Origin of the sequence: Nocardia sp. MH4, from assembly GCF_019266065.1 — a bacterium.
Classification (GTDB): Bacteria; Actinomycetota; Actinomycetes; order Mycobacteriales; family Mycobacteriaceae; genus Nocardia; species Nocardia canadensis.
The window spans coordinates 72,576-92,932 of sequence record NZ_LPNR01000125.1; the positions used below are offsets into that span (position 1 = coordinate 72,576).

The window sequence follows — 20,357 nt, forward strand, 5'->3', positions numbered from 1 at the left end:
ACTGCACCTCGCTCGTGTGGCTCAACGTCAGCTACCTTCCGTTCCTGCGGGCACATACAGGTGCCGCTTCGATATGTACTGCACCACGCCATCGGGGACGAGGTACCAGACCGGCCGACCCTCCGCGGCGCGGCGGCGGCACTCACTCGACGAGATGGCCAGCGCGGGGATCTCGATCATCGTGACGGCATCGGCGGGCAGGTCCCGCAGATGCTCCTCGAGATGGTCGGTGTTCAGCTCGTACCCCGGACGGCTCACCCCGACGAACTTCGCCAGTTCGAACAGTTCGGTCCAATCCTGCCATGTCAGGATGTTGGCCAGCGCGTCCGCACCGGTGATGAAGTACAGCTCGGCGTCGGGATGGGCGTTCTGCATCTCGCGCAGGGTGTCCACCGTGTAGGTGACCTTGTTGCGTTCGATGTCGGCCCGGCTGACCGAGAACCTCGGGTTGGACGCGGTGGCGATGACGGTCATCAGGTAGCGGTCCTCGGCGGGACTGACCTGCTTGTTCACCTTCTGCCACGGCTGGCCGGTGGGGACGAAGATGACCTCGTCGAGCTCGAACCGGTTCGCGACCTCGCTGGCCGCGACCAGGTGACCGTGGTGAATCGGATCGAACGTGCCGCCCATGACGCCGAGCTTGCGGCGCGGCCGAGCTGTCTCGTGCATGAGGTCCGAGCTTAACGGGACTGCCACCACTCGACCGGACCGGACCGCCCCCGAGCGGCCGGGCGGTCGTTCGGGCCCGATGCCTGCGCGCACATCTGGGCGAATTGGGCGCGGGTGCGATCGAGCTCGTCGGCGATGTGCGCAGCAGGTTCGGCGGCGAGCCGCTGATTCAGTTCGGCCATCAGCACGTCGATGGTGACCCACCACGGACCGCGCATCCGGCCCGCGGGACCCCGCAGTTGCAGCCAGGCCGCCGCGCGCAGACAGCGCGCGCGCGGCACGATCTTGTCCAGCTCACCCCACAGGCCCGCGGCGCGCAGATAGCCGCCCAGCGCCGCCGATTCCTGCCCGCAGCACTCGCGGGCGACGGCCGCCGACCAGACCAGGTCGGCGTGCCTGCGGCGGTGGGTGGGCGCGTTCGCGAGCAGCCGGGCGGCCTCGGTGAACTGCCAGGCGGCCTGCCGGTAGCGGCCGAGCCGCAGCAGCGACTCGGCGAACTCGGCGCGGACCAGGGCCAGCTCACCGGGCGGATAGGCGATGGCACCGGTGAGCAGGGGCCGGTCGAAGGCCGTGACCGCCTCGGCGTGCCTGCCCGCCCTGGCCCAGGCCCGGCCCGCGACTACCCACAGGTGCGCCGCGTCGGCCGGCGAGATCGGGTGCCAGCACGCGGCGGCGGCCGCCGCCGCCCTGGCCAGGTCGCGATCCCGGCGTGGTTGAGCCGCGATGGCGGTGACCAGGCGGGTACGCAGCTCGGCCAGCTCGCGCCCGTCCAGTTCGCCACAGCCCACGACCAGGGCGCGGCGCAACTGATCCTCCGCGGCGGCGGGCGCGTCGGCCAGCCGGGTCGCCGCGAGATCGGCAAGCCGCCGCGCCGCCCGTGCCCCCGCACCCGGACGCAGGTGCTCGGGGCGCACGATCTCGCCGGACGGGACCGTGCTGTCGGGTGCCGCGCACGGCGACGGAACGGCTCCGGCACCGGGGTTCGCGAGCGGATCGGTCACCGGGTCGACCGCGCCCGCCGTGCCACCACTCGTACCACCGTGTCGGCCGACGCCCGTCGACCGAACCGCTCGTCGTCGCGCGACGCCCCTGCCAGCATGGCGGTGATCTTGGTGGATGGCGCCTGTAAGCGGCTTAACGTCCGCTGAAACGATCAGACCGTGGGGCGCTTGGACTTCGGCAGTTTGGCCACGATCGCGTCGTAGGAGGCGTCGATCAGCTCACGCAGTTCGTCGGGCGGGACGGCACCGCCCACGGTGACGCTGTTCCAGCCGTAGCGGCCGATGTAGGCCGAGGCGGTGACATCGTCGGGATAGACGTGCACCAGTTCGTCGGCTTCGGCGCGGTCACGGCCGCACTTGAGGCCGATCGAGTCGCCGCCGCCGAGGAAGGCGAAGATCTTGTCGCCGACCTTGGCGACGACGTCACCCTCCCACGGTTCGTCCTGCCAGGCACCGGGTTTGGCCAGGCAGTAGGCCAGCAGATCCTCGCTCATCACCAGCTCCTTCACACGGGCAACAACCGGGAGACCACATCGGTCAGCTGCCGGGCCGACCGGCATTCGTGCATCTCGATCACCTCGCCGTAGTCGCGGGCCGCCGAATCACCGGTGCCCCACAGGTTCCGCGGCTCCGGGTTCAGCCAGTGCGCGTGCCGGGCGGTGTCGACGAGCTGACGCAGGACGTCGAGCTTCGGATTGCGGTAGTTGGTGCGGCCGTCGCCGAGCACCAGCAGCGAGCTGCGGCTGGTGACGGCGTCACCGAAGTTGTCGGCGAAGGTGGTCAGCGCCTGGCCGTAGTCGGAGTGTCCGTCGGCGTCGATGATCCGCGACTCGGTGAAGATCCTGGTGAGCACGTTGTCGAGGCCGGCGTACGGGTCGAAGAAGCCGGTGACCTCGTCGGTGCGGTCGACGAAGGCGAAGATCCTGACCCGGGAGAACTGTTCGCGCAGCGCGCTCACCAGCAGCATGGTGAAGTTGCTGAAGCCGGCCACCGAGCCCGAGATGTCGCACAGCAGCACCAGTTCCGGGCGGCCGGGCCGTGGCTTGCGATTCACCAGATCGATCGGCACACCACCGGTCGACATCGACGCCCGTAGGGTTTTGCGCAGGTCGATCTCGCCACGGCGGGCCTTCTTGCGCCGCACGGCCAAGCGCGACGCCAGGATTCGGGCCAGCCGCTGGCTGCCGCGACGTAGTTCGACGAGTTCGCGTTCGGAGGCACGCAGGAAGTCGGCGTCCTCGGCTTGGCGGGCCACACCGTAGGTAGCGACACGGTCGCGCCCGATCTGTTCGGCGACGCGACGGTTGGTCTCGGCTTCCACGCTCGCCCGGAAGCCGGCGATCCGTTCCCGGACGATCCGCTGGGCCACCTCGGTGTCGCGCTCGCTCGCGTCCGGCGGCAGCGCGAGCCCCGCCAGCACCCGCGACAGCAAGGTCTGCGGCGCAAGGTCTTTCATCGCCTGATAGGCCGAGAACGACGGTCCGCGCGCGGACTGGTACTGGCCGAGCTGTTCGACGACCTGTCCGGCCAGCAACTCCAGCTGCCGACCCCCGTCCTCCGCGGCGAGCAGCTCGGCGAGCTGCTCGCGCAGGGCAGGCAGGTCGATCTGGCCGTCGGGTGTGCGGGGCAGGTCCCGTGTCTCGGTGGTGCGCTCCCCCACCGCGACCGGGAACCACAGGTCGAACAGCCCGTCGAAGGTGGCGCGATGGGTGGGGCGGCGCAACAACGCGCACGCCAGCCCCTCCCGCACGGACTCGCGATCGAGCAGATCGAGCACGGTGAGCACCCGGCCCGCGTCGACGGTCTCCGACGGCCCGACCGGCACACCGCGGGCCCGCAATGCCGCGACGAACCCGGCCACGTGCCCGCCGAGTCCGTGCGGGGCAGGCGCAGTCATCTCAGGCCAGCTTCAGCTCGGCCAGCGCGCGCTGGTGGTCGCTGCGGTGCTTGAGCACCACGCCGAGGGTGGCGCGCACGGTGGCATCGTCGAGGTCTGCCGCGCCCAGGGCCAGCAGGGTCTGACCCCAGTCGATCGATTCGGCCACCGACGGCAGCTTCTTGAGCTGCATCCCGCGCAGCACGTGCACGATCCGGACCAGCTGCTCGGCGACCGACTCCGCCAGCTCGGGCACCCGGCTGGCCAGGATCCGACGCTCCAGGTCTTCGTCGGGGAAGTCCAGGTGCAGATACAGACAGCGGCGCTTGAGCGCCTCCGACAGCTCGCGGGTGGCGTTCGAGGTGAGCACCACGAACGGCTTCCGGGTGGCGGTGATGGTGCCCAGTTCCGGCACGGTCACCGCGAAATCGCTGAGCACCTCGAGCAGCAGGCCCTCGATCTCGACGTCGGCCTTGTCGGTCTCGTCGATCAGCAGCACCGTCGGCTCGCTGCGCCGGATGGCGGTGAGCAGCGGGCGCGAGAGCAGGAATTCCTCGGTGAAGACGTCGGCTTTGGTTTCGGCCCAGTCGTTCTCGCTCGACGCCTGGATCCGCAGGATCTGCTTGGCGTGGTTCCACTCGTAGAGCGCGCGGGCCTCGTCGACACCCTCGTAGCACTGCAGCCGGACCAGTTCGGCGCCGGCGACCTGGGCCACCGCGCGCGACAGCTCGGTCTTGCCGACACCGGCCGGGCCCTCGATGAGCAGCGGCTTACCCAGCCGGTCGGCCAGGAAGACCGAGGTGGCGGTGGCCTTGTCGGCCAGGTAGCCGGTCTCGGCCAGGCGGGTGATGACGTCGTCGACCGAGGTGAAGATCGGTTCCTGTACAAGCGTCACGATCACACCGGCCGAGTCTGGCCGTCGCCCCACACGATCCACTTCGTGGAGGTGAGTTCGGGCAGTGCCATCGGGCCGCGGGCGTGCAGCTTCTGGGTGGAGATGCCGATCTCGGCGCCGAACCCGAACTGCTCGCCGTCGGTGAACGCGGTGGACGCGTTCACCATCACCGCGGCGGCGTCGACGCGGGTGGTGAACTCCCGCGCGGCGGCCAGATCGGCGGTGACGATGGCCTCGGTGTGGCCGGTGCCCCAGGTGTTGATGTGGTCGACGGCGGCATCGAGATCGTCGACGACCTTCAGCGCGATATCCAGCGTGAGGTACTCCTCACCCCAGTCGGCATCCGTGGCGGGCACTTGGCCGGGCAGATCGCCGTGAATGGTCACTCCGGCATCCTCGAGCGCCTTGCTCAGCCGGGGCAGCGCCGTCTCGGCGACCGCCGCGTCGATGAGGACGGTCTCGGCGGCGTTGCAGACGCTGGGACGGCGGGTCTTGGCGTTGAGCAGGATGGCCTCGGCCATGTCCAGATCGGCGGCGGAGTGCACGTAGACGTGGCAGTTGCCGGTGCCGGTCTCGATGGTCGGCACCTGCGCGTCGCGCACCACCGCGTTGATCAGGCCGGCGCCACCACGCGGGATGACCACGTCGACCAGGCCGCGCGCCTGGATCAGGTGGGTGACGCTGGAACGGTCGTGGCTGGGCAGCAGCTGGACCGCATCGGCCGGGACGCCCTGGGCGACAAGCGCTTCGCGCAGCACCTCGACGAGCGCGGCATTGGAGTTCGCGGCCGAGGAGGAGCCGCGCAGCAGTGCGGCGTTGCCCGACTTGAGTGCCAGGCCGAACGCGTCGACGGTGACATTGGGACGCGCCTCGTAGACCATGCCGACCACGCCGAGCGGCACCCGGGTCTGGCGGATCTCGAGGCCGTTGGGCAGCGTGGAACCGCGCACGACGACGCCCACCGGATCGGGCAGCCCGGCCACCTGGCGCAGGCCGGAGGCGATGCCGTCGATGCGGGCCTTGGTCAGCCGCAGGCGGTCGAGCAGGTTCTCCTCGGTGCCCGCGGCCTGCGCGGTCGCGATGTCGGCGGCGTTGGCCGCCAGCACGCGGTCGGCGGCGGCGAGCAGGGCGTCGGCCGCCGCGTGCAGGGCCTCGTTCTTCTGCGCCGTGGTCAGCTGAGCCAGCACACGGGACGCGACGCGAGCCCTGCGGGCGGCGTCGTGCACCGCTGCGCGGATGTCGAGCTCAGGGGTCACTTCTACCGTCATGGGTATCAGCGTACGCAGGCCGCCGGTCCGCCTCGACGCCACCCGGACCCCGGAATACGCCTCCTACCGGCGGCGAGACCGAGTTGTCCACAGGTTTTGGCGGCGGGGGGACTTGTCCACAGGTCACCGGTCGATCGGCGCGCGAGCCGCCCGAAACCCGCGCCGACGGTGCCCGCACCGCTAGATTCGTCGGATGCACCGCTGCGCCGCACCCACCGTCGTCGTGCTGGGCAGCGTCAACATGGATCTGGTCACGACCACGCCGCAGCGCCCCGCACCAGGCGAGACCGTCCTCGGGTCCGGCTTCGCGACAGTGCCGGGCGGCAAGGGCGCGAATCAAGCCATCGCGGCGGCCAGATCAGGCGCGCGGGTGCGCTTCCTCGGCGCGACAGGAGACGACGCGTTCGGTGCCACGCTGCGATCGACGCTGTCCGACGCCGGTGTCGACACCACCCTGCTACGCACTGTCGACGGGTCGAGCGGGGTGGCCACGATCGTGGTCGACGAGTCCGGCGAGAACAGCATCATCGTGGTCGCGGGCGCGAACGGGCGGGTGACCGACTTGACCGCGGACGAGCTCGCGGCGATCGCGGACGCCGACATTCTGCTGTGCCAGCTGGAGATTCCCCTCGCCACCGTGGCCGCGGCCGCCCGGCACGCGCACGCCGCGGACACGGTCGTCGTGCTCAATCCCTCGCCGGTACAGCCGCTGCCCGCCGCACTATGGGCCGACGTCGACCTGGCGATCGTGAATTCGCTCGAGTCCGAACGATATTCGGCCGACCTCGACCGGATTCCGCACGTGGTCCGCACGCTCGGCGGCGACGGTGCGCTGTATCGATCAGCCGAGGGCCCCCAGTTCGCGGTCGCCGGACGCACCGTCGACGTCGTCGACACCACCGGCGCCGGCGACGCCTTCACCGGCGCCCTCGTCGCCACCTGGCCGAAGGGCCCGCGAGCGGCAGTGACCTGGGCCAATGCCGCCGGCGCAGTGGCGACCACCAGGCTCGGCGCCAGCTCGTCGATTCCGGACCGCGCCCGGATCGAACACGCGCTCGCGACGGACTGACCCGCTCGCTCCCCGGCACCGCCTGAGCGCCCGATATTCAGGTGCGATGCCGCCGCCGCGGTCCTACCGTTGGTAGTACACCGAGGAGAGGACCGAACCATGTTTCCCGTCGAGCTGCGCGGTACCAGGGCGCAGACGCTCATGTGGGCCAACGAGCACGAGATCGAGCAGTCGGCGCTGCGCCAGCTCCGCAATATCGCCGAGCTGGAGTGGGTGTACGGACTGCGCGTGATGCCGGATGTGCACCTGGGCAAAGGCGCGACGGTGGGATCGGTCATCGCCATGCGGGACGCGGTCGCGCCCGCCGCGGTGGGTGTCGATATCGGGTGCGGGATGGAGAGCGTCAAGACCGGGCTGACCGCCGCGGATCTGCCCGATGATCTGCGTTCCCTGCGATCCCGGATCGAGCGGGCGGTGCCGGTGGGGTTCAACGCGCACAAGGAGGCGGTGAACGTCGCTGCGCTGCATGCCGGTTCGCACGGACAGTCGGCACGGACGAAGGGCTGGGACCGGTTCTGGCGCGAGTTCGGTGATCTGCACCCAGGGGTGTCGTCGCTGGAGTCCAAGGCGCACAAGCAGATCGGCTCGCTCGGCGGCGGCAATCACTTCATCGAGGTCTGCCTCGATCAGGACGACGCCGTGTGGATTCTGCTGCACTCCGGGTCGCGCAATATCGGCAAGGAGCTGGCCGAACGGCACATGGCGGTGGCGCGGGCGCTGCCGCACAATCAGTCGCTGCCGGATCGGGATCTGGCGGTGTTCCTGGCCGGGACGCCGGAGATGGCCGCGTACCGGCGCGACCTGACCTGGGCGCAGGAGTACGCCGCGCGCAACCGCGCGGTGATGCTGTCGCTGGTGTGCCGGGCGGTGCGCGACGAATTCGCCGATCGCGAGGTGCGGTTCGACGAGCCGATCTCCTGCCACCACAACTATGTGGCCGAGGAGGTCATCGACGGTGTGCCGATGCTGGTGACCCGGAAGGGCGCGGTGCGGGCGGGCGCGGGTGACCTGGCGTTGATCCCCGGATCGATGGGGACGCGGTCGTATGTGGTGCGGGGCAAGGGGAATCCGGCCTCGTTCCAGTCGGCCTCGCACGGCGCGGGACGGCGGTTGAGCCGGACCGCGGCCAAGAAGCAGTTCACGGTCGCCGATCTGGTCGCTCAGACCGAGGGCGTGGAATCGCGCAAGGACGCGGGCGTGGTCGACGAGATCCCGGCCGCGTACAAGGACATCGACGAGGTGATCGCGGCGCAGGCCGACCTGGTCGACGTGGTGGCGACGCTGCGTCAGGTCCTCTGCGTGAAGGGCTGAGTCATCGTCGGCGCAGGGTGCCCGCCACCCCCGCGCCGACGAGCAGCAGCCCGAGGACGAAGGTGAAGCCGCTGGTGATCCACGCGTTGAGCGCGATGTGCAGCTCGTCGGTCATCAGCGGCAGATCCCCCACCATCCGCCAGGTGCTCTCCGGCGAGACGAAGTAGACCAGGCCCGGCAGCACGCCCCACACCAGCCCGGCCAGGATCGTCGCGATCGGCGTGAACCCGGCCAGCGCGCTGACCAGCAACAACAGCAGTGCGCCCCCGATGATCTGCAGGGTCGAGCCGAACCGGTCGGCGGCATCGCCCAGGATCACCCACCGGCTGGTGTCCAGCGCACCGTGCGCCGCCAAGGTCATCCCGAGCGGGGTGACGATCAGCGCGAGGAACGCGCCCGCCACGGTGCGCGACGCCCCCGAATTCGTCCGGAACTGCGACCCGGGCGGCGTCCAGCCCGTAGGCGGATCGAATCTGTTCGCCATGCAGCCCTCCGGCAGAGTCCGGTGTCGCGCCCTATTCTCCTCCCTCAGCGGGCATTTCGCCGAAGGAACGCGATACCCCTCACCAGTCCCGTGGTCGCGCCGACTGATCGCGCACGGGCATGGGCGACTCCCCGGGGACGGGCGCGCCGAGCCACCGCCCCTCCGATGGCCGCCCGGACACCGCCCGACGCACCTGGCTCCGGCCGGAAACGCGGAGCGGCGGAAAGCTCGTACTGCCGATCGTGTCTGTCGGTGGGGTCGGGCAGCATGGTGCCCATGACCTCAGCGACCGGCAACGACGTGCTCGACCTGACGGCTCCCGACCTGCGCGAACGCGCGGAGGAGTTGTTGCGGGAGCTCGCCGGGCCGCAGGCGCGGTTACGGGAGGACCAGTGGGTCGCGATCGAGGCGCTGGTGGTGCAACGCCGCCGGGCGCTGGTGGTGCAACGGACCGGCTGGGGCAAGTCGGCGGTGTATTTCATCGCGGCGAAGCTGTTGCGGCGCGCGGGGCGGGGGCCGACGGTGATCGTGTCGCCGCTGCTGGCGTTGATGCGCAATCAGGTGGCCGCCGCGGAGCGGGCCGGGGTGGTGGCCGACACGATCAACTCGGGCAATGTCACCGAGTGGGACGAGATCCATCAGCGGGTGGCCGACGGCGCGGTCGACGTGCTGCTGGTGAGCCCGGAGCGGTTGAACAATCCGGACTTTCGCGATCAGGTGCTGCCCCGGCTGGCCGCCGACGCGGGGCTGGTCGTGATCGATGAGGCGCACTGTGTCTCGGACTGGGGCCACGACTTCCGGCCCGACTACCGCCGCATCCGGACGCTGATCGCCGATCTCGGCTCGGATGTGCCGGTCCTGGCGACCACCGCGACGGCCAACGATCGCGTGGTCACCGACGTGGCGGGCCAGATCGGCACCGACACCCTGGTGCTGCGGGGCACGCTGGACCGCGAGTCGCTGCACCTGTCGGTGGTGCGCTTCGACGACGCGGTGCAGCGCACGGCCTGGCTGGGCGCCCAACTGGACCGGCTGCCCGGCTCGGGCATCATCTACTGCCTCACGGTCGCCGCCGCGCACGACCTGGCCGACGTGCTGAATTCGCACGGTCACACCGTCGCCGCCTATACCGGCCAGACCGACCCGGCCGAACGCGAGGTGCTCGAGGGCGCGCTGCTGAACAACGAGGTGAAGGCACTGATCGCGACGTCGGCGTTGGGCATGGGCTTCGACAAGCCCGATCTCGGCTTCGTGGTGCACGTGGGCGCGCCGTCCTCCCCGATCGCCTATTACCAGCAGGTCGGGCGTGCGGGGCGTGGCACCGATCGCGCCGAGGTGGTGTTGCTGCCGGGCGCGGAGGACGCGCGGATCTGGAGCTACTTCGCCTCGGTGGCGTTCCCGCGCGAGCACATCGTGCGCGCGGTACTGGCCGCCCTGGACACCGATCGGCCGATGTCGACGGTGGCGCTGGAACCGCTGGTCGAGCTGAACCGGTCGCGCCTGGAGATGGTGCTGAAGGTGCTCGACGTGGACGGCGCGGTCCGGCGGGTACGGGGCGGCTGGCTGTCCACCGGCGAGCCGTGGACCTATGACACCGAGCGCTACGAACGCCTGGCCGCCGCCCGCGACACCGAGCAGCAGGCGATGATCGACTACCAGGCGACCACCGCCTGCCGGATGACCTTCCTGCGCCGTCAGCTCGACGATCCCGGCTTGGCCGCCCTCGACGCCGCGACCCCCGATTGCGGACGCTGTGACAACTGCACCGGCGCCCGCCCCGACACCACCGTCGACGCGGCCGCTGTCGCCGCCACCAGGGCCAGGCTGGACCGGCCCGGGCTCGATCTGGCACCGCGCAAGCAGTGGCCGACCGGCATGGCGAAACTGGGAATCCCGTTGTCGGGCAAGATCACCGGTGCCGCCGACACCGGTCGGGTGCTGGGCAGGCTCACCGACCTCGGCTGGGGTCAGCGGCTGCGCGCGCTGCTCGACGGACCCGATGCCCCGGTGCCCGACGCCGTCTTCGACGCGTGCATCGCCGTCCTGCGCGACTGGAACTGGGCCACCCGGCCGACCTCGGTGCTGGCGCTGGAATCGCCGCGCTATCCGCAGCTCACCACGAGTCTGGCCGCGCGGCTCGCGCAGGTCGGCAGGCTCGACAACCTCGGCACCTTGCCCACGAGGCCGGATCGGCCGCCGGTGTCGGCGGCGAATTCCGCGCACCGGGTAGCGGGGCTGTTCGACTCGTGGGAGGTCCCCGATCTGTCCGGCGTCGACGGCCCGATCCTGCTGGTGGACACTCTCACCGACACCGGTTGGACCATGACCGTCGCCGCCCACGCCCTGCGCACCAGCGGCGCGGACGCGGTCCTGCCGTTCGCCCTGGCCACGCCGACCTGAGCCACCTCGGCACCCGATCGGCCGGGCGCGCAATCCCTGTCCCTGGTCACCCCTGCTCCCGTAAGCTCTGTCCGTACGTGCAGGTCAACCGGCCGACGATGGGGTCATGATGGCGTCCACAGCACCGAAGAAGCTCCCTCCGCTGCCCGTGATCCGCGCGATCGATCGGTTGCGGGACGCGCTCGGCGCGCTGCAACGGAAACTGGTTCCCGGCCACATCGCCCTGCTGGAGTTCCAGGTCGCCGGCTTTCTGTCCCAGGCCATCAGCGCCGCCGCCGAACTCGGGATCGCCGACGAACTGGCCCGGGGCCCGCGCACGGCGGCCGAGCTGGCGCGCGCGGTCGAGGCCGACGAAGACGGGCTGCGCAGGCTGATGCGGCTGCTGGTGAGTTACGACCTCTTCGCCCAGCGGCGCGACGGCACCTACGCGCTGACCCGGATCGGCGACGCGCTGCGCAGCGACGCCGAGGTGACGCTGCGTGATCTGTCGCGGTTCTTCGGCTCGCCGTACCACCGCAACCACTGGTCTCATCTCACCGACGCGGTGCGCAGCGGCGAAGCCGTCGGTCGGGCCTTGGACGGAGCGAGCTTCTTCGAGTACGCGGCGGTGAACCGCGAGGTCGGCGAGTTGTTCGACAACGCCATGACCAGCGTGAGCACGTTGGCGATCGAGCCCCTGCTCGCCGCCTACGACTTCAGCCGGTTCGGCACCCTCGTCGATGTGGGCGGCGGGCGCGGCAGTCTGCTCATCGAGCTCCTCGGCCGGTATCCGGCGGCTCGGGGCATCGTGTTCGATCTGCCGAATGTGGTCGAGGACCTTGCCGCCGACCTCGCGGCCGCGGGGCTGGGGCAGCGCTGCGCGGTCGAGAGCGGCTCGTTCTTCGCGGAGGTCCCGCAGGGCGGCGACGTCTACCTGCTCAAACACATCGTGCACGACTGGTCCGACGCCCAGGCCGAGCAGATCCTGCGCACCGTGCGCGCCGGCATGCGTCCGACCTCGACATTGCTGCTGCTCGAGCTGGTGCTGCCCGAGCATCGGCGGCCGCACCCGGGGAAATTCATCGACCTGGAGATGCTGGTGAACACCGAGGGCGGCCACGAACGCACCGAGGCCGAGTTCCGCGCGCTGCTGGCGCGCAGCGGCTTCACCCTGGAGCGAACAGTCCAGACGGCGGCGCCGGACTGCGTGCTGGAGGCCCGTCCCCGGTGACTGGCGGGTCGACACGCCGCCGCCGATTGTGTGTGCGACCCGCCACGAGTGCTTCAATGCGGCTATGACCAGGACCTCATTTGCTCGATCCCTGATGGCCGTCGCCGCGGGCTGTGCGGCCGGATTCACCCTCTTGACCGTTCCCGCCCAGGCGTCGAACGAGAACCCCCTCGACTGCTCCGGCGTGCCGGGCGCGCAGGCCGCGGCCGACCGGGAGAGCGCGCAGCGCGGCATCGCGATCACCCCGCTGTGCTTCAGCGGTGGCCTCTACAGCGGCATCCACGCGGGCATTCCGCTGGCCGTGCTGAACCCGCTGACCATGCCGGGCACCGCGAGCGTGTGCGTCGACGAGCGCGGAACCGTCGAGGCCGCAGCCAAATTCGAATGGACCGACCGGGTCCACGTGATGCCGATGTGCATCCAGAACCGGGCGTTCGGCGTGTACGAGCTGTAGTTCCGAGCCGCCGATCCGCGGTCCGCACGGGGTCGATCCGTGCGGACTTTTTTTGACCCTTGCGATATACGTATACATCTACTTATAGTGAGTCGGGCGGGACACACAGTCGCCGCACAACTGCACACAGACCAGCGACGACGAGCCGGAACAGGGGCTCGCCGCTCGAATACCCATGCCCATATGCGCATGCACATATTGAAATGGAGCGACCGATGACCACCGAGACGCACCCGACGCCCGCCACCGTCGACACCACCAAGCCCGACACCACCAAGCCCGACGCCGACGGATTCGGCCCGATCACCGTCAAGGTCGGCCCCGGGGGCGGCCGCTTCCAGCGCTTCACCGGGCGCAAGGTCGGCGAGTCGCGGCAGGTGAGCAAGAAGAGCGTCGACACCATTCGCGTGTACCTCACCCGCAAGGGCAACTACGTGGTGCACACCCAGACCTCCGAGTGGGCGGACTATGCGCTTGCCGAGCACTGGACCAAGGACTGGAAGGACTGGCGCTCGATGATCGGCGAGCAGAACTGGGGCGATTTCACCGTCGAGGTCGTCGACTCGCTCGACGCGCTGCGCGCGCTGGTGCCGCCGAAGGTCCACGAGACGATCGCCGACCGCGCGCGGCATCCGCGGACCCAAGACCTCGACGTCTGACCCACCTGGCCCGGAAAGGACCTCCATCATGTTCGCCAGACTGGGGCGCGTCGTCGTCCACCATCCGTGGAAAGTGATCGGGTTGTGGGTGATCGCGATCGTCGCCGTGCTGTCCACGGCACCCGCGCTCACCGCGACGACCGACCAATCCGCCTTCCTGCCCTCGCATTACGAGTCGATCCAGGCGATGAAGCTGCAGGAACAGGCCTTCCCGCAGAATGCCGCACCGGCCGCGCTGATCGTGGCGGTCCGCGCGGACGGCGGCCCGCTGACCGAGACCGACTCGGCCACGATCGCCGCCGCGGCCGGCGCGCTCACAGCCCGCGACATCAAGGGCGTCACCGGCCTCCAGGTGACACCGCCCTCGGAGAATCGCCTGGTCCAGGTCATCGCGGTGCGGATGACCAAGCTGACCGACGCGGCGGACAAGACCCAGGGCGAGGCGGTGAAGAGTCTGCGCGAGCACCTGAAGGAGCAGGTCGAGGGCACCGGTCTCAAGGCGGGCATCACCGGCACGGCGGCGCAGACTCTGGACCAGACCGAGCAGGGTGAGAAGGGCATGGCGATCATCGGCATCGCCACGATCGTGCTGATCCTGGTGTTGCTGCTGATCATCTTCCGCAGTCCGGTCATCGCGCTGCTGCCGGTGGTCACCATCGGCGCCATCTCGAGCACCGTCGGTGGCCTGATCGCCATGGCGGCCGAGGCCTTCGACCTCGAGATCGATACCTCGGTGAACTCGATCCTGCTGGTGGTGCTGTTCGGTGTGGGCACCGACTACATCCTGTTCCTGATGTTCCGGTACCGGGAACGGCTGCGGGCGGGCGACGATCCGAAGACCGCCATGGTCAATGCCGTCGCGCGGGTCGGCGAGGCCATCACGTCGGCGGCGGCCGCGGTGATCATCGCGTTCATGGCGCTGACCCTGTCGAGCCTCGGGATGTTCCGGGCGCTGGGACCGGCACTGGCGATCGCGGTCGCGGTAGCGCTGCTGGCCGGGCTCACGCTGGTGCCCGCGATCGTCTCGCTGTTGGGCACCAAGGTGTTCTGGCCGTCGAAGGCCTGGCAAGTGGAGCCCAAGGGCGCCCGGTTCGGCGCGATCGGCGCGGCGATGGGCAGGCGGCCCGGCGTATTCGCCGTCGCCTCCGGCGGTGTGCTGGTGGTGCTGGGCGTGTTCGCCTTCGGTTTCAATCCGACCTTTGATCTGAGCTCGGGCTCGACCACCGATGCCTCGGAGTCGGTGACGTTCACCACCGAGCTGCTCGAGGGCATGCCGGCCGGAGCCACCCAGCCCTCGGAGGTGCTGTTGCAGTCGGCCGCGCCGCTGGCCGAGGACCAGCTCGCGAGTTACCGCACGGCGCTGACCGGGGTCGACGGCGTCGGTCAGGTCGGCACGCCGCAGCTGTCGGCGGACGGCACGATCGCGAACTTCCAGGTGACGCTGGCGAACGCGCCGGAATCCGATGCCGCGCTCGACACGGTGGCCGGGCCGCTGCGCGAGGTCGCCCACCAGGCGGCACCGGCGGGCGCCACGGCGGCGGTCGGCGGCATGACGGCGGTGTTCGTCGACTTCGAGGACGCGATGAACCACGACTACCGGATCGTGTTCCCGGTGGCCGCCGTCCTGATCATGCTGGTGCTGGCGTTGCTGCTGCGCAGCCTCGTCGCCCCCTGGTACCTGATGGCCTCGGTGTTTCTCGGCTTCGCCGCGACGCTGGGCGCGACGGTGCTGGTGTTCCAGCGGATCCAGGGCGAGCACGGGCTGATCTTCACGCTGCCGGTGATCATGTACCTGTTCGTGGTGGCCCTGGGCACCGACTACAACATCCTGATGGTCGCCCGGCTGCGGGAGGAATCCCGCGAGGGCCACACGCCCCGCGAGGCGGCGGCGCTGGCGGTGCGCCACACCGGGCCGACGGTGGCCGCGGCGGGCCTCATCCTGGCGGGCACCTTCGCCTCGATGATGCTGGCGGGCAACAGCTCCCTGTCGCAGATGGGCTTCGCCATCTCGGTGGGCATCGCGATCGCGGCCTTCGTCATGGCGCTGTTCTTCACCCCGGCGGTCACCGCGCTGCTGGGCCGCCGGGCCTGGTGGCCGGGCCACGGCGGCGACAGCGACGAGGAGCGCTCACCCCGCTGGGCCGAGTACTCCTACGCCGAGAGCTACTACACGCCACCGGCGCGTCAGCGCCCCTGACACGCCAGGCGCCGCAGGTCCGCTCCCCCTCGGGAGCGGGCCTGCTCGTCTATCGTTGCGCGTGTGGCCAAGTCTGCGACACCGGCGGTCGAGCTACCGGTGGGTGAGCACACGGTGCGGGTCAGCAATCCGGACCGGGTGTACTTCCCCGAGCTCGGCGCGACCAAGCTCGACCTGGCGCGGTACTACCTGAGCGTGGGTGACGGCATCGTCAACGCGCTGCGGGACCGGCCGTGCATGCTGCACCGGTTCCCCAAGGGTCTGCCCGGCGGGAAGGTGCATCAGAAGCGGCTGCCCGGCGGCGCGCCGGACTGGATCTCGACGGTGCGGGTGTACTTCCCGCGCTACGGCAGGCACGCCGACGAACTCTGCGTCCACGCGCTCGCCGACGTGATCTGGGCGGTGCAGATGTCCACGGTGGAGTTCCATCCCTGGAACTCGCGGGCGAGCGACACCGAGTCCCCCGACGAGTGGCGCATCGACCTCGATCCCATGCCGGACTGCCCGTGGTCGCGGGTGCAGCGGGTCGCCGGGGTGGTGCACGAGGTGCTCGACGAGCTGGGGGCGGTCGGCTGGCCCAAGACCTCCGGCGGATCGGGGCTGCACGTCTACGTGCGGATCGCGCCCGAGCACGGATTCAAGCAGGTGCGCCGGGCCGCCCTGGCCTTCGCCCAGGAGGTGCAGCGGCGCGCGCCCGCCGACGTGACGACCGCCTGGTGGCGCAAGGACCGTGATCCGGCCCAGCTGTTCGTCGACTACAACCAGAACGCGCGCGATCACACCATCGCCGCCGCGTACTCGGTGCGCGGTGTGCCCGCGGCGACGGTGTCGACCCCGGTGCGCTGGAGCGAGATCGGCGACATCCACCCGCGCGATTTCACCATCGCGACCGTTCCGGCCCGCTATGCCGAGCTCGGTGACATCCAGGCCGAGATGGACGACGCGGTCTTCGACATCACCCCGCTGCTCGACCTGGCCGACCGGCACGGCGTCGACGAGCCCGTCGACCTCGACGAACCGTGACCGTGCCCCGGTGATCCGGCGAACCCGGGGCGGGGCGGCACCGTCGCGCCGGAGAGGGAAGAATCGGATTCCGACACAGCCCGGCCGCACCGTGCGGTCGACCACTCCAGGAGGTCTCCGTGCAGGAATCCGCGACCACGATCGCGCTCGGCCCGGACCCGCAGGCATCCCGACTGCTCGAGAAAGCGGTCGTGGGGGCGGGCGCCCAGGTCGGCGAGCTCGCCGACGCGGAGGCACTGATCTGGACCGGCAAGCCCACTGACTTCCCGGCGACGCTGCCGCCCGCGGTGCGCTGGGTCCAGCTGCCCGCGGCGGGGATCGAGGACTACTTCGACGCCGATGTCTTCGCCACGCACCCCGACGTGCTGTTCACCTCGGCGGCGGGCGCGTTCTCGCACAGTGTCGCCGAGCACGCGCTGATGCTGCTGCTGGCCGGGGTCCGCTACCTGCCCGAGCACCTGCGGGCGACCTCGTGGCAGCAGCGCGAGTTCTTCCCGCACGTCGGCTCGTTGCGCGGGAAGACCGTGACCATCGTGGGCGCGGGCGGGATCGGGCGGGCGCTGATCCCGATGCTGGTGCCGCTGGGTGCGCACGTGATCGCGGTGAACCGCTCCGGCACGCCGGTGACGGGCACGGGCATTCCCGACGGGATGGAGACGCTGCCCGCCGATCAGCTGGGCCGGGTGTGGTCGCATACCGACCACGTGGTGATCGCGGCGCCGGCGACCGCGCAGACCCGGCACCTGGTCGGCGCCGACGAACTGGCCAGGCTCAAGCCCTCGTCGTGGGTGATCAATGTGGCGCGCGGCAGCCTGGTCGACACCGACGCGCTGGTCGACGCGCTGACCCGCGGGGTGATCGGGGGCGCGGGCCTGGATGTCACCGAGCCCGAGCCGCTGCCGGACGGGCATCCGCTGTGGACGTTGCCGAACGCGATCATCACCCCGCACGATTCGAATCCGCCGCAGCTGCGCCTGGCGGCGTTCGCCGATCATGTCGCCGCGAATGTCGCCCGGTTCGTCGCGGGCGCGCCGCTGCTGGCGATCGTCGAACCGCGACGCGGCTATTGAGCGATCCGGCCGCGTGACACCCAGGCCGCGATCTGGCTGCGCTTGGCGAAGCCGAGTTTGGTGAGAATGTGCTGGACGTGGTTCTGCGCGGTGCGTTCCGACAGCACCAGCGCGGCGGCGATCTCGCGATTGGTGAGGCCGCGGGCCACCAGGTCGGCGACCTCGCGTTCCCGCGGAGTCAGGGTGGCGCACGCGTTCTCGTGGGCGGTGAGCACACGCAGCCGCTCGATCCAGGGCTCCATGCCGAGCGATACGGCTACCGGCAGGGCGGCCACCGCGAGCGCGACCGCGTCGGCGGTGGCGCCGCGGGCGAACAGTAGTTCGGCGCGTTCGCAGTCGGCTTCGACGGCGAATCCGGGCGCGCCCATCGTCCGCGCGGTGTGCCCCGCCGAGCGCAGGTCGGCGCACGCCGTGTCCGGGTCATCCAGGGCGGCAGCGAATTTCCCCAGCCACAGGGTGGTCGGGCCGAGATAGTGGGCGTTCCCGCCACCGCCGGTGATGTGCCCGTCGCGATAGCGCGTCAGCCGCGCACGAAAGTAGGCGACATCGTCGCGCAGGCCGAGCGCGGCGGCCACCGCGCCGCCGACGGCGAGCACATTGAGCAGGAAATACGGTGGCACCGGCCACTTCTCGGGTCGGCCGAGGCCGCGATAGAGCGGTTCGGCTTCGGCGATCAGGCCGCTGTCGACCAGCGGGAAGGCGGTACCGAGGGCGGCGAACAGCAGGTTGCGGACCTCGCCGCGCATCGGGGCGTGTGGCAGGACCAAGGCGTGCGGGTCGTGACCGGTGTGATGGCCGACGACGGCGCGCAGCGCCCGGAACGCGCCCTCCCCGGCGGGATGGCCCAGCGTGCTCGCCAGGGTGTGGGCCCGGGCCGCTCGATCGAGCGCGTGCGCGAATTCACCGCGGGCCTGCGCCAGCGCCGCTTCGGCGACCAGCAGATGCCACCGCGACATGGGACCGCCGGTGTGCTCGGCGCACCAGGTCAGACAGGACAGCTCCCCGGTGATCTCGCCCAGATCGCCCCGCTCCCACAGCGCGTCGAGGCGCCACAACCTGCCCCACATCTCCACGGCCGGATCGCGCGCGAGTTCCCCCGCCGCGATCATGCGGGCAGCCAGGACGCCGTGTTCGTCCCGATGGTCGGGACCGCTGCAGGCGAGCTGACGCGCCCGCAGCGCCGCCGCGAGAACGGCGGGATCGTCACCGCGATCGGCCGAGACCAGGGCGGCCCTGCTGGATTCGTCCACGCCGTCGAGCCTGCCGAGGTAGATCGCGGTCTCGGTGGCACGGGCCAGCAGGCGCGCGCGCAGGGGCTCGGGCAGGTCGTCGGCGGCGAGTGCCTCGGCGCAGGCGTCGGCGATGTCGCGATCCCAGCCGCGATCCCCGATCGGTTCGAGCACCAGCGCGGCTTCGGCCTGCAACGCCGGTTCCCCGGCCTTGCGGGCCAGCGCCTCCGCGGCCGCGCAATCGGCGCGGGCGGCGATCAGGTCACCGGCCCGGACCGCGGCGAGGGCGCGCTGGAGCACCAGCCTGCCCCGGTCGACCGGATCGAGCGCGGCGGCATGGGTCAGGGCCAGCCCGTACAGCCGCACCGCCTCCTCGAAGGCCAGCTCACGCAGGGCCACCTCCGCCGCGCGCCGCGCCCAGCGGACGGCGGGCTCGTGCGCCCCGGCCACCGCCGCGTTGGCCCAGTGCCAGGCCAGTGCGGCCGAATTCGCCTCGACCGCATCGGGATACAGCGCCTCGATCGCCAGCGCCGCACGTTGATGCAACACCACCCGCTGCTGTAGGGACAGCCCGTCGAGCAGGGTCGCGCGCACCAGCGCGTGCGCGAACCGCACCGTGCCCGGTTCCGCGGCGGTGGCCAGCAGGCCCGCCTCGATCGCCTCGTCGACGGCGGCGAGACAGTCCACCGCCGGACGGGCGACCAGCCGGGCGGCGACCGCGATCGAGAACTGCTCGCCCAGGATCGACGCCGCCCGCAGCAGCTCCTGCGCCCGGTTCGACCGCGGCGCCATCCGGCCGCGCACCACCTCACGCAGACTCGTCGGCAGGCGCAGCGCGCCGTCGGTGGAACCGCGCATCGAACGACCCAGCTCGCGCAGGTAGAAGGGGTTGCCGCCGGTCATGTCGAAGGCTTCGCCTGCCAGCTCGTCGGGGAGCTCGCGGCCGGCCTCCAGCCGCAGGCAGCGCGCCGAATCGGCCGGCGAGAGCCCGCGCAACAGCAGCGACGCGGTCACCGGTTCACGCAACAGCTCCGGTTTGATCGCGGGCCAGCCGCCGTCGGTCGCGCCGGTGCGTTCGGTGGCGCACACCATGATCCGGCGCTCGCGTAGCGCCCGCACCACGTAGAGCAGCGCCTGCAGCGACGGTTCGTCGGCCCAGTGGATGTCGTCGATCACCAGCAGCACGCCGGTGTCGGTGCCGTCGAGACCGGCGGCGAAGCCCTCGAACAGCGCGATCCGGTCGGCGCCGGGCACGGGCGTCCCGGTGCCGAGGGCCTGGCGCCACAACCAGAAGGGCGGAGTGTCGGGGAGTTCGAGGGCGCGCGCCCACAGGGTGCGCACCCCGCGCTCGCGGGCGCGTCCGGCCAGTTCGGCGACCAGCCGGGTCTTGCCGACACCCGCCTCCCCCGAGCAGATCACCAGGTGGGGCGCGCCGTGGACCGCGTCGTCGAGCCGGGCCAGCAGATCGGCCAGTTCCGCCTCGCGTCCGATGAGCTCGGTGATCACGCCGCACCTCCGAGTATCAGAGCATACTCGCAGGTG

Annotated in this window: 17 protein-coding genes; 9 read left to right on the forward strand and 8 right to left on the reverse strand. The window is 70.9% G+C overall.

Annotated elements, in window-relative coordinates:
* Positions 1–27 precede the first annotated feature (27 nt).
* From nadD to ATM97_RS29380, 6 genes are all read right to left on the reverse strand, one after another.
* Complete coding sequence (gene nadD, locus ATM97_RS29355) at positions 28–669, reverse strand: nicotinate-nucleotide adenylyltransferase (protein WP_218721446.1); 642 nt, start codon at positions 667–669, stop codon at positions 28–30.
* 11 nt (positions 670–680) lie between these two features.
* Entirely contained in the window at positions 681–1,670 is a 990-nt protein-coding gene (locus tag ATM97_RS29360; protein ID WP_218721447.1) for a hypothetical protein, read from the reverse strand.
* A gap of 152 nt (positions 1,671–1,822) precedes the next feature.
* Positions 1,823–2,164: an MmcQ/YjbR family DNA-binding protein gene (locus tag ATM97_RS29365; protein WP_218721448.1), complete on the reverse strand. Its 342-nt coding sequence runs from the start codon at positions 2,162–2,164 to the stop codon at positions 1,823–1,825.
* An 11-nt stretch (positions 2,165–2,175) separates the two neighbouring features.
* The gene (locus ATM97_RS29370) at positions 2,176–3,567 is read right to left on the reverse strand and encodes a VWA domain-containing protein (RefSeq protein WP_218721449.1); all 1,392 of its coding nucleotides are present in this window, start codon (positions 3,565–3,567) and stop codon (positions 2,176–2,178) included.
* Position 3,568: 1 nt separating this feature from the next.
* A complete protein-coding gene (locus ATM97_RS29375) occupies positions 3,569–4,447 on the reverse strand; it encodes a MoxR family ATPase (protein ID WP_218721450.1) in 879 nt (292 codons plus the stop codon).
* A complete protein-coding gene (locus tag ATM97_RS29380) occupies positions 4,444–5,709 on the reverse strand; it encodes a glutamate-5-semialdehyde dehydrogenase (RefSeq protein ID WP_218721451.1) in 1,266 nt (421 codons plus the stop codon). The genes ATM97_RS29375 and ATM97_RS29380 overlap by 4 nt, the downstream gene beginning before the upstream one ends.
* Positions 5,710–5,902: 193 nt before the next feature.
* On the opposite strand from ATM97_RS29380, the gene ATM97_RS29385 reads away from it, so the two are divergent.
* Both ATM97_RS29385 and ATM97_RS29390 read left to right on the forward strand, forming a co-directional pair.
* Entirely contained in the window at positions 5,903–6,778 is an 876-nt protein-coding gene (locus tag ATM97_RS29385) for a ribokinase (RefSeq protein ID WP_218721452.1), read from the forward strand.
* 99 nt (positions 6,779–6,877) lie between these two features.
* Positions 6,878–8,089 carry an RtcB family protein gene (locus ATM97_RS29390; protein ID WP_218721453.1) on the forward strand — a complete coding sequence of 404 codons (1,212 nt, stop codon included), beginning with the start codon at positions 6,878–6,880 and terminating at the stop codon, positions 8,087–8,089.
* Between the two features lies 1 nt (position 8,090).
* Here ATM97_RS29390 and ATM97_RS29395 read toward each other — a convergent pair whose 3' ends face one another.
* On the reverse strand, positions 8,091–8,573 hold the full coding sequence (locus tag ATM97_RS29395) for a hypothetical protein (protein ID WP_218721454.1): 483 nt from the start codon (positions 8,571–8,573) through the stop codon (positions 8,091–8,093).
* 276 nt (positions 8,574–8,849) lie between these two features.
* Between ATM97_RS29395 and ATM97_RS29400 the strand changes: the two genes are divergently transcribed.
* The 7 genes from ATM97_RS29400 (at position 8,850) to ATM97_RS29430 (ending at position 17,586) form a co-directional block, all read left to right on the forward strand.
* Positions 8,850–10,973: an ATP-dependent DNA helicase RecQ gene (locus ATM97_RS29400; RefSeq protein ID WP_255588601.1), complete on the forward strand. Its 2,124-nt coding sequence runs from the start codon at positions 8,850–8,852 to the stop codon at positions 10,971–10,973.
* A 106-nt stretch (positions 10,974–11,079) separates the two neighbouring features.
* Positions 11,080–12,183 (forward strand): acetylserotonin O-methyltransferase, encoded by a 1,104-nt coding sequence (locus tag ATM97_RS29405; RefSeq protein WP_255588602.1) that lies wholly within the window; start codon positions 11,080–11,082, stop codon positions 12,181–12,183.
* A gap of 64 nt (positions 12,184–12,247) precedes the next feature.
* The gene (locus ATM97_RS29410; protein ID WP_255588603.1) at positions 12,248–12,637 is read left to right on the forward strand and encodes a hypothetical protein; all 390 of its coding nucleotides are present in this window, start codon (positions 12,248–12,250) and stop codon (positions 12,635–12,637) included.
* A 215-nt stretch (positions 12,638–12,852) separates the two neighbouring features.
* A complete protein-coding gene (locus ATM97_RS29415; protein WP_218721455.1) occupies positions 12,853–13,296 on the forward strand; it encodes an EXLDI protein in 444 nt (147 codons plus the stop codon).
* Between the two features lie 28 nt (positions 13,297–13,324).
* Positions 13,325–15,493, forward strand: coding sequence for an MMPL family transporter (locus tag ATM97_RS29420; RefSeq protein WP_218721456.1), 2,169 nt, complete (start codon positions 13,325–13,327; stop codon positions 15,491–15,493).
* A gap of 63 nt (positions 15,494–15,556) precedes the next feature.
* A complete protein-coding gene (gene ligD / locus ATM97_RS29425) occupies positions 15,557–16,516 on the forward strand; it encodes a non-homologous end-joining DNA ligase (protein ID WP_218721457.1) in 960 nt (319 codons plus the stop codon).
* A 119-nt stretch (positions 16,517–16,635) separates the two neighbouring features.
* The gene (locus tag ATM97_RS29430; RefSeq protein ID WP_218721458.1) at positions 16,636–17,586 is read left to right on the forward strand and encodes a D-isomer specific 2-hydroxyacid dehydrogenase family protein; all 951 of its coding nucleotides are present in this window, start codon (positions 16,636–16,638) and stop codon (positions 17,584–17,586) included.
* On the opposite strand, the gene ATM97_RS29435 is transcribed toward ATM97_RS29430, so the two are convergent.
* Positions 17,580–20,321 carry an AAA family ATPase gene (locus ATM97_RS29435; protein ID WP_218721459.1) on the reverse strand — a complete coding sequence of 914 codons (2,742 nt, stop codon included), beginning with the start codon at positions 20,319–20,321 and terminating at the stop codon, positions 17,580–17,582. The two genes, ATM97_RS29430 and ATM97_RS29435, sit on opposite strands and share 7 nt — an antisense overlap.
* Between the last annotated feature and the right edge of the window lie 36 nt (positions 20,322–20,357).

Excerpts from the sequence above, each read along its gene's own strand:
- ATM97_RS29420 (WP_218721456.1), top strand. The coding sequence starts at position 13,325 with ATGTTCGCCAGACTGGGGCGCGTCGTCGTCCACCATCCGTGGAAAGTG.
- ATM97_RS29405 (WP_255588602.1), top strand. The coding sequence starts at position 11,080 with ATGATGGCGTCCACAGCACCGAAGAAGCTCCCTCCGCTGCCCGTGATC.
- ATM97_RS29385 (WP_218721452.1), top strand. The coding sequence starts at position 5,903 with ATGCACCGCTGCGCCGCACCCACCGTCGTCGTGCTGGGCAGCGTCAAC.
- ATM97_RS29415 (WP_218721455.1), top strand. The coding sequence starts at position 12,853 with ATGACCACCGAGACGCACCCGACGCCCGCCACCGTCGACACCACCAAG.
- ATM97_RS29380 (WP_218721451.1), bottom strand. The coding sequence starts at position 5,709 with ATGACGGTAGAAGTGACCCCTGAGCTCGACATCCGCGCAGCGGTGCAC.
- ATM97_RS29410 (WP_255588603.1), top strand. The coding sequence starts at position 12,248 with ATGACCAGGACCTCATTTGCTCGATCCCTGATGGCCGTCGCCGCGGGC.
- ATM97_RS29370 (WP_218721449.1), bottom strand. The coding sequence starts at position 3,567 with ATGACTGCGCCTGCCCCGCACGGACTCGGCGGGCACGTGGCCGGGTTC.
- ATM97_RS29365 (WP_218721448.1), bottom strand. The coding sequence starts at position 2,164 with ATGAGCGAGGATCTGCTGGCCTACTGCCTGGCCAAACCCGGTGCCTGG.
- ATM97_RS29390 (WP_218721453.1), top strand. The coding sequence starts at position 6,878 with ATGTTTCCCGTCGAGCTGCGCGGTACCAGGGCGCAGACGCTCATGTGG.
- ATM97_RS29395 (WP_218721454.1), bottom strand. The coding sequence starts at position 8,573 with ATGGCGAACAGATTCGATCCGCCTACGGGCTGGACGCCGCCCGGGTCG.
- nadD (WP_218721446.1), bottom strand. The coding sequence starts at position 669 with ATGCACGAGACAGCTCGGCCGCGCCGCAAGCTCGGCGTCATGGGCGGC.
- ATM97_RS29400 (WP_255588601.1), top strand. The coding sequence starts at position 8,850 with ATGACCTCAGCGACCGGCAACGACGTGCTCGACCTGACGGCTCCCGAC.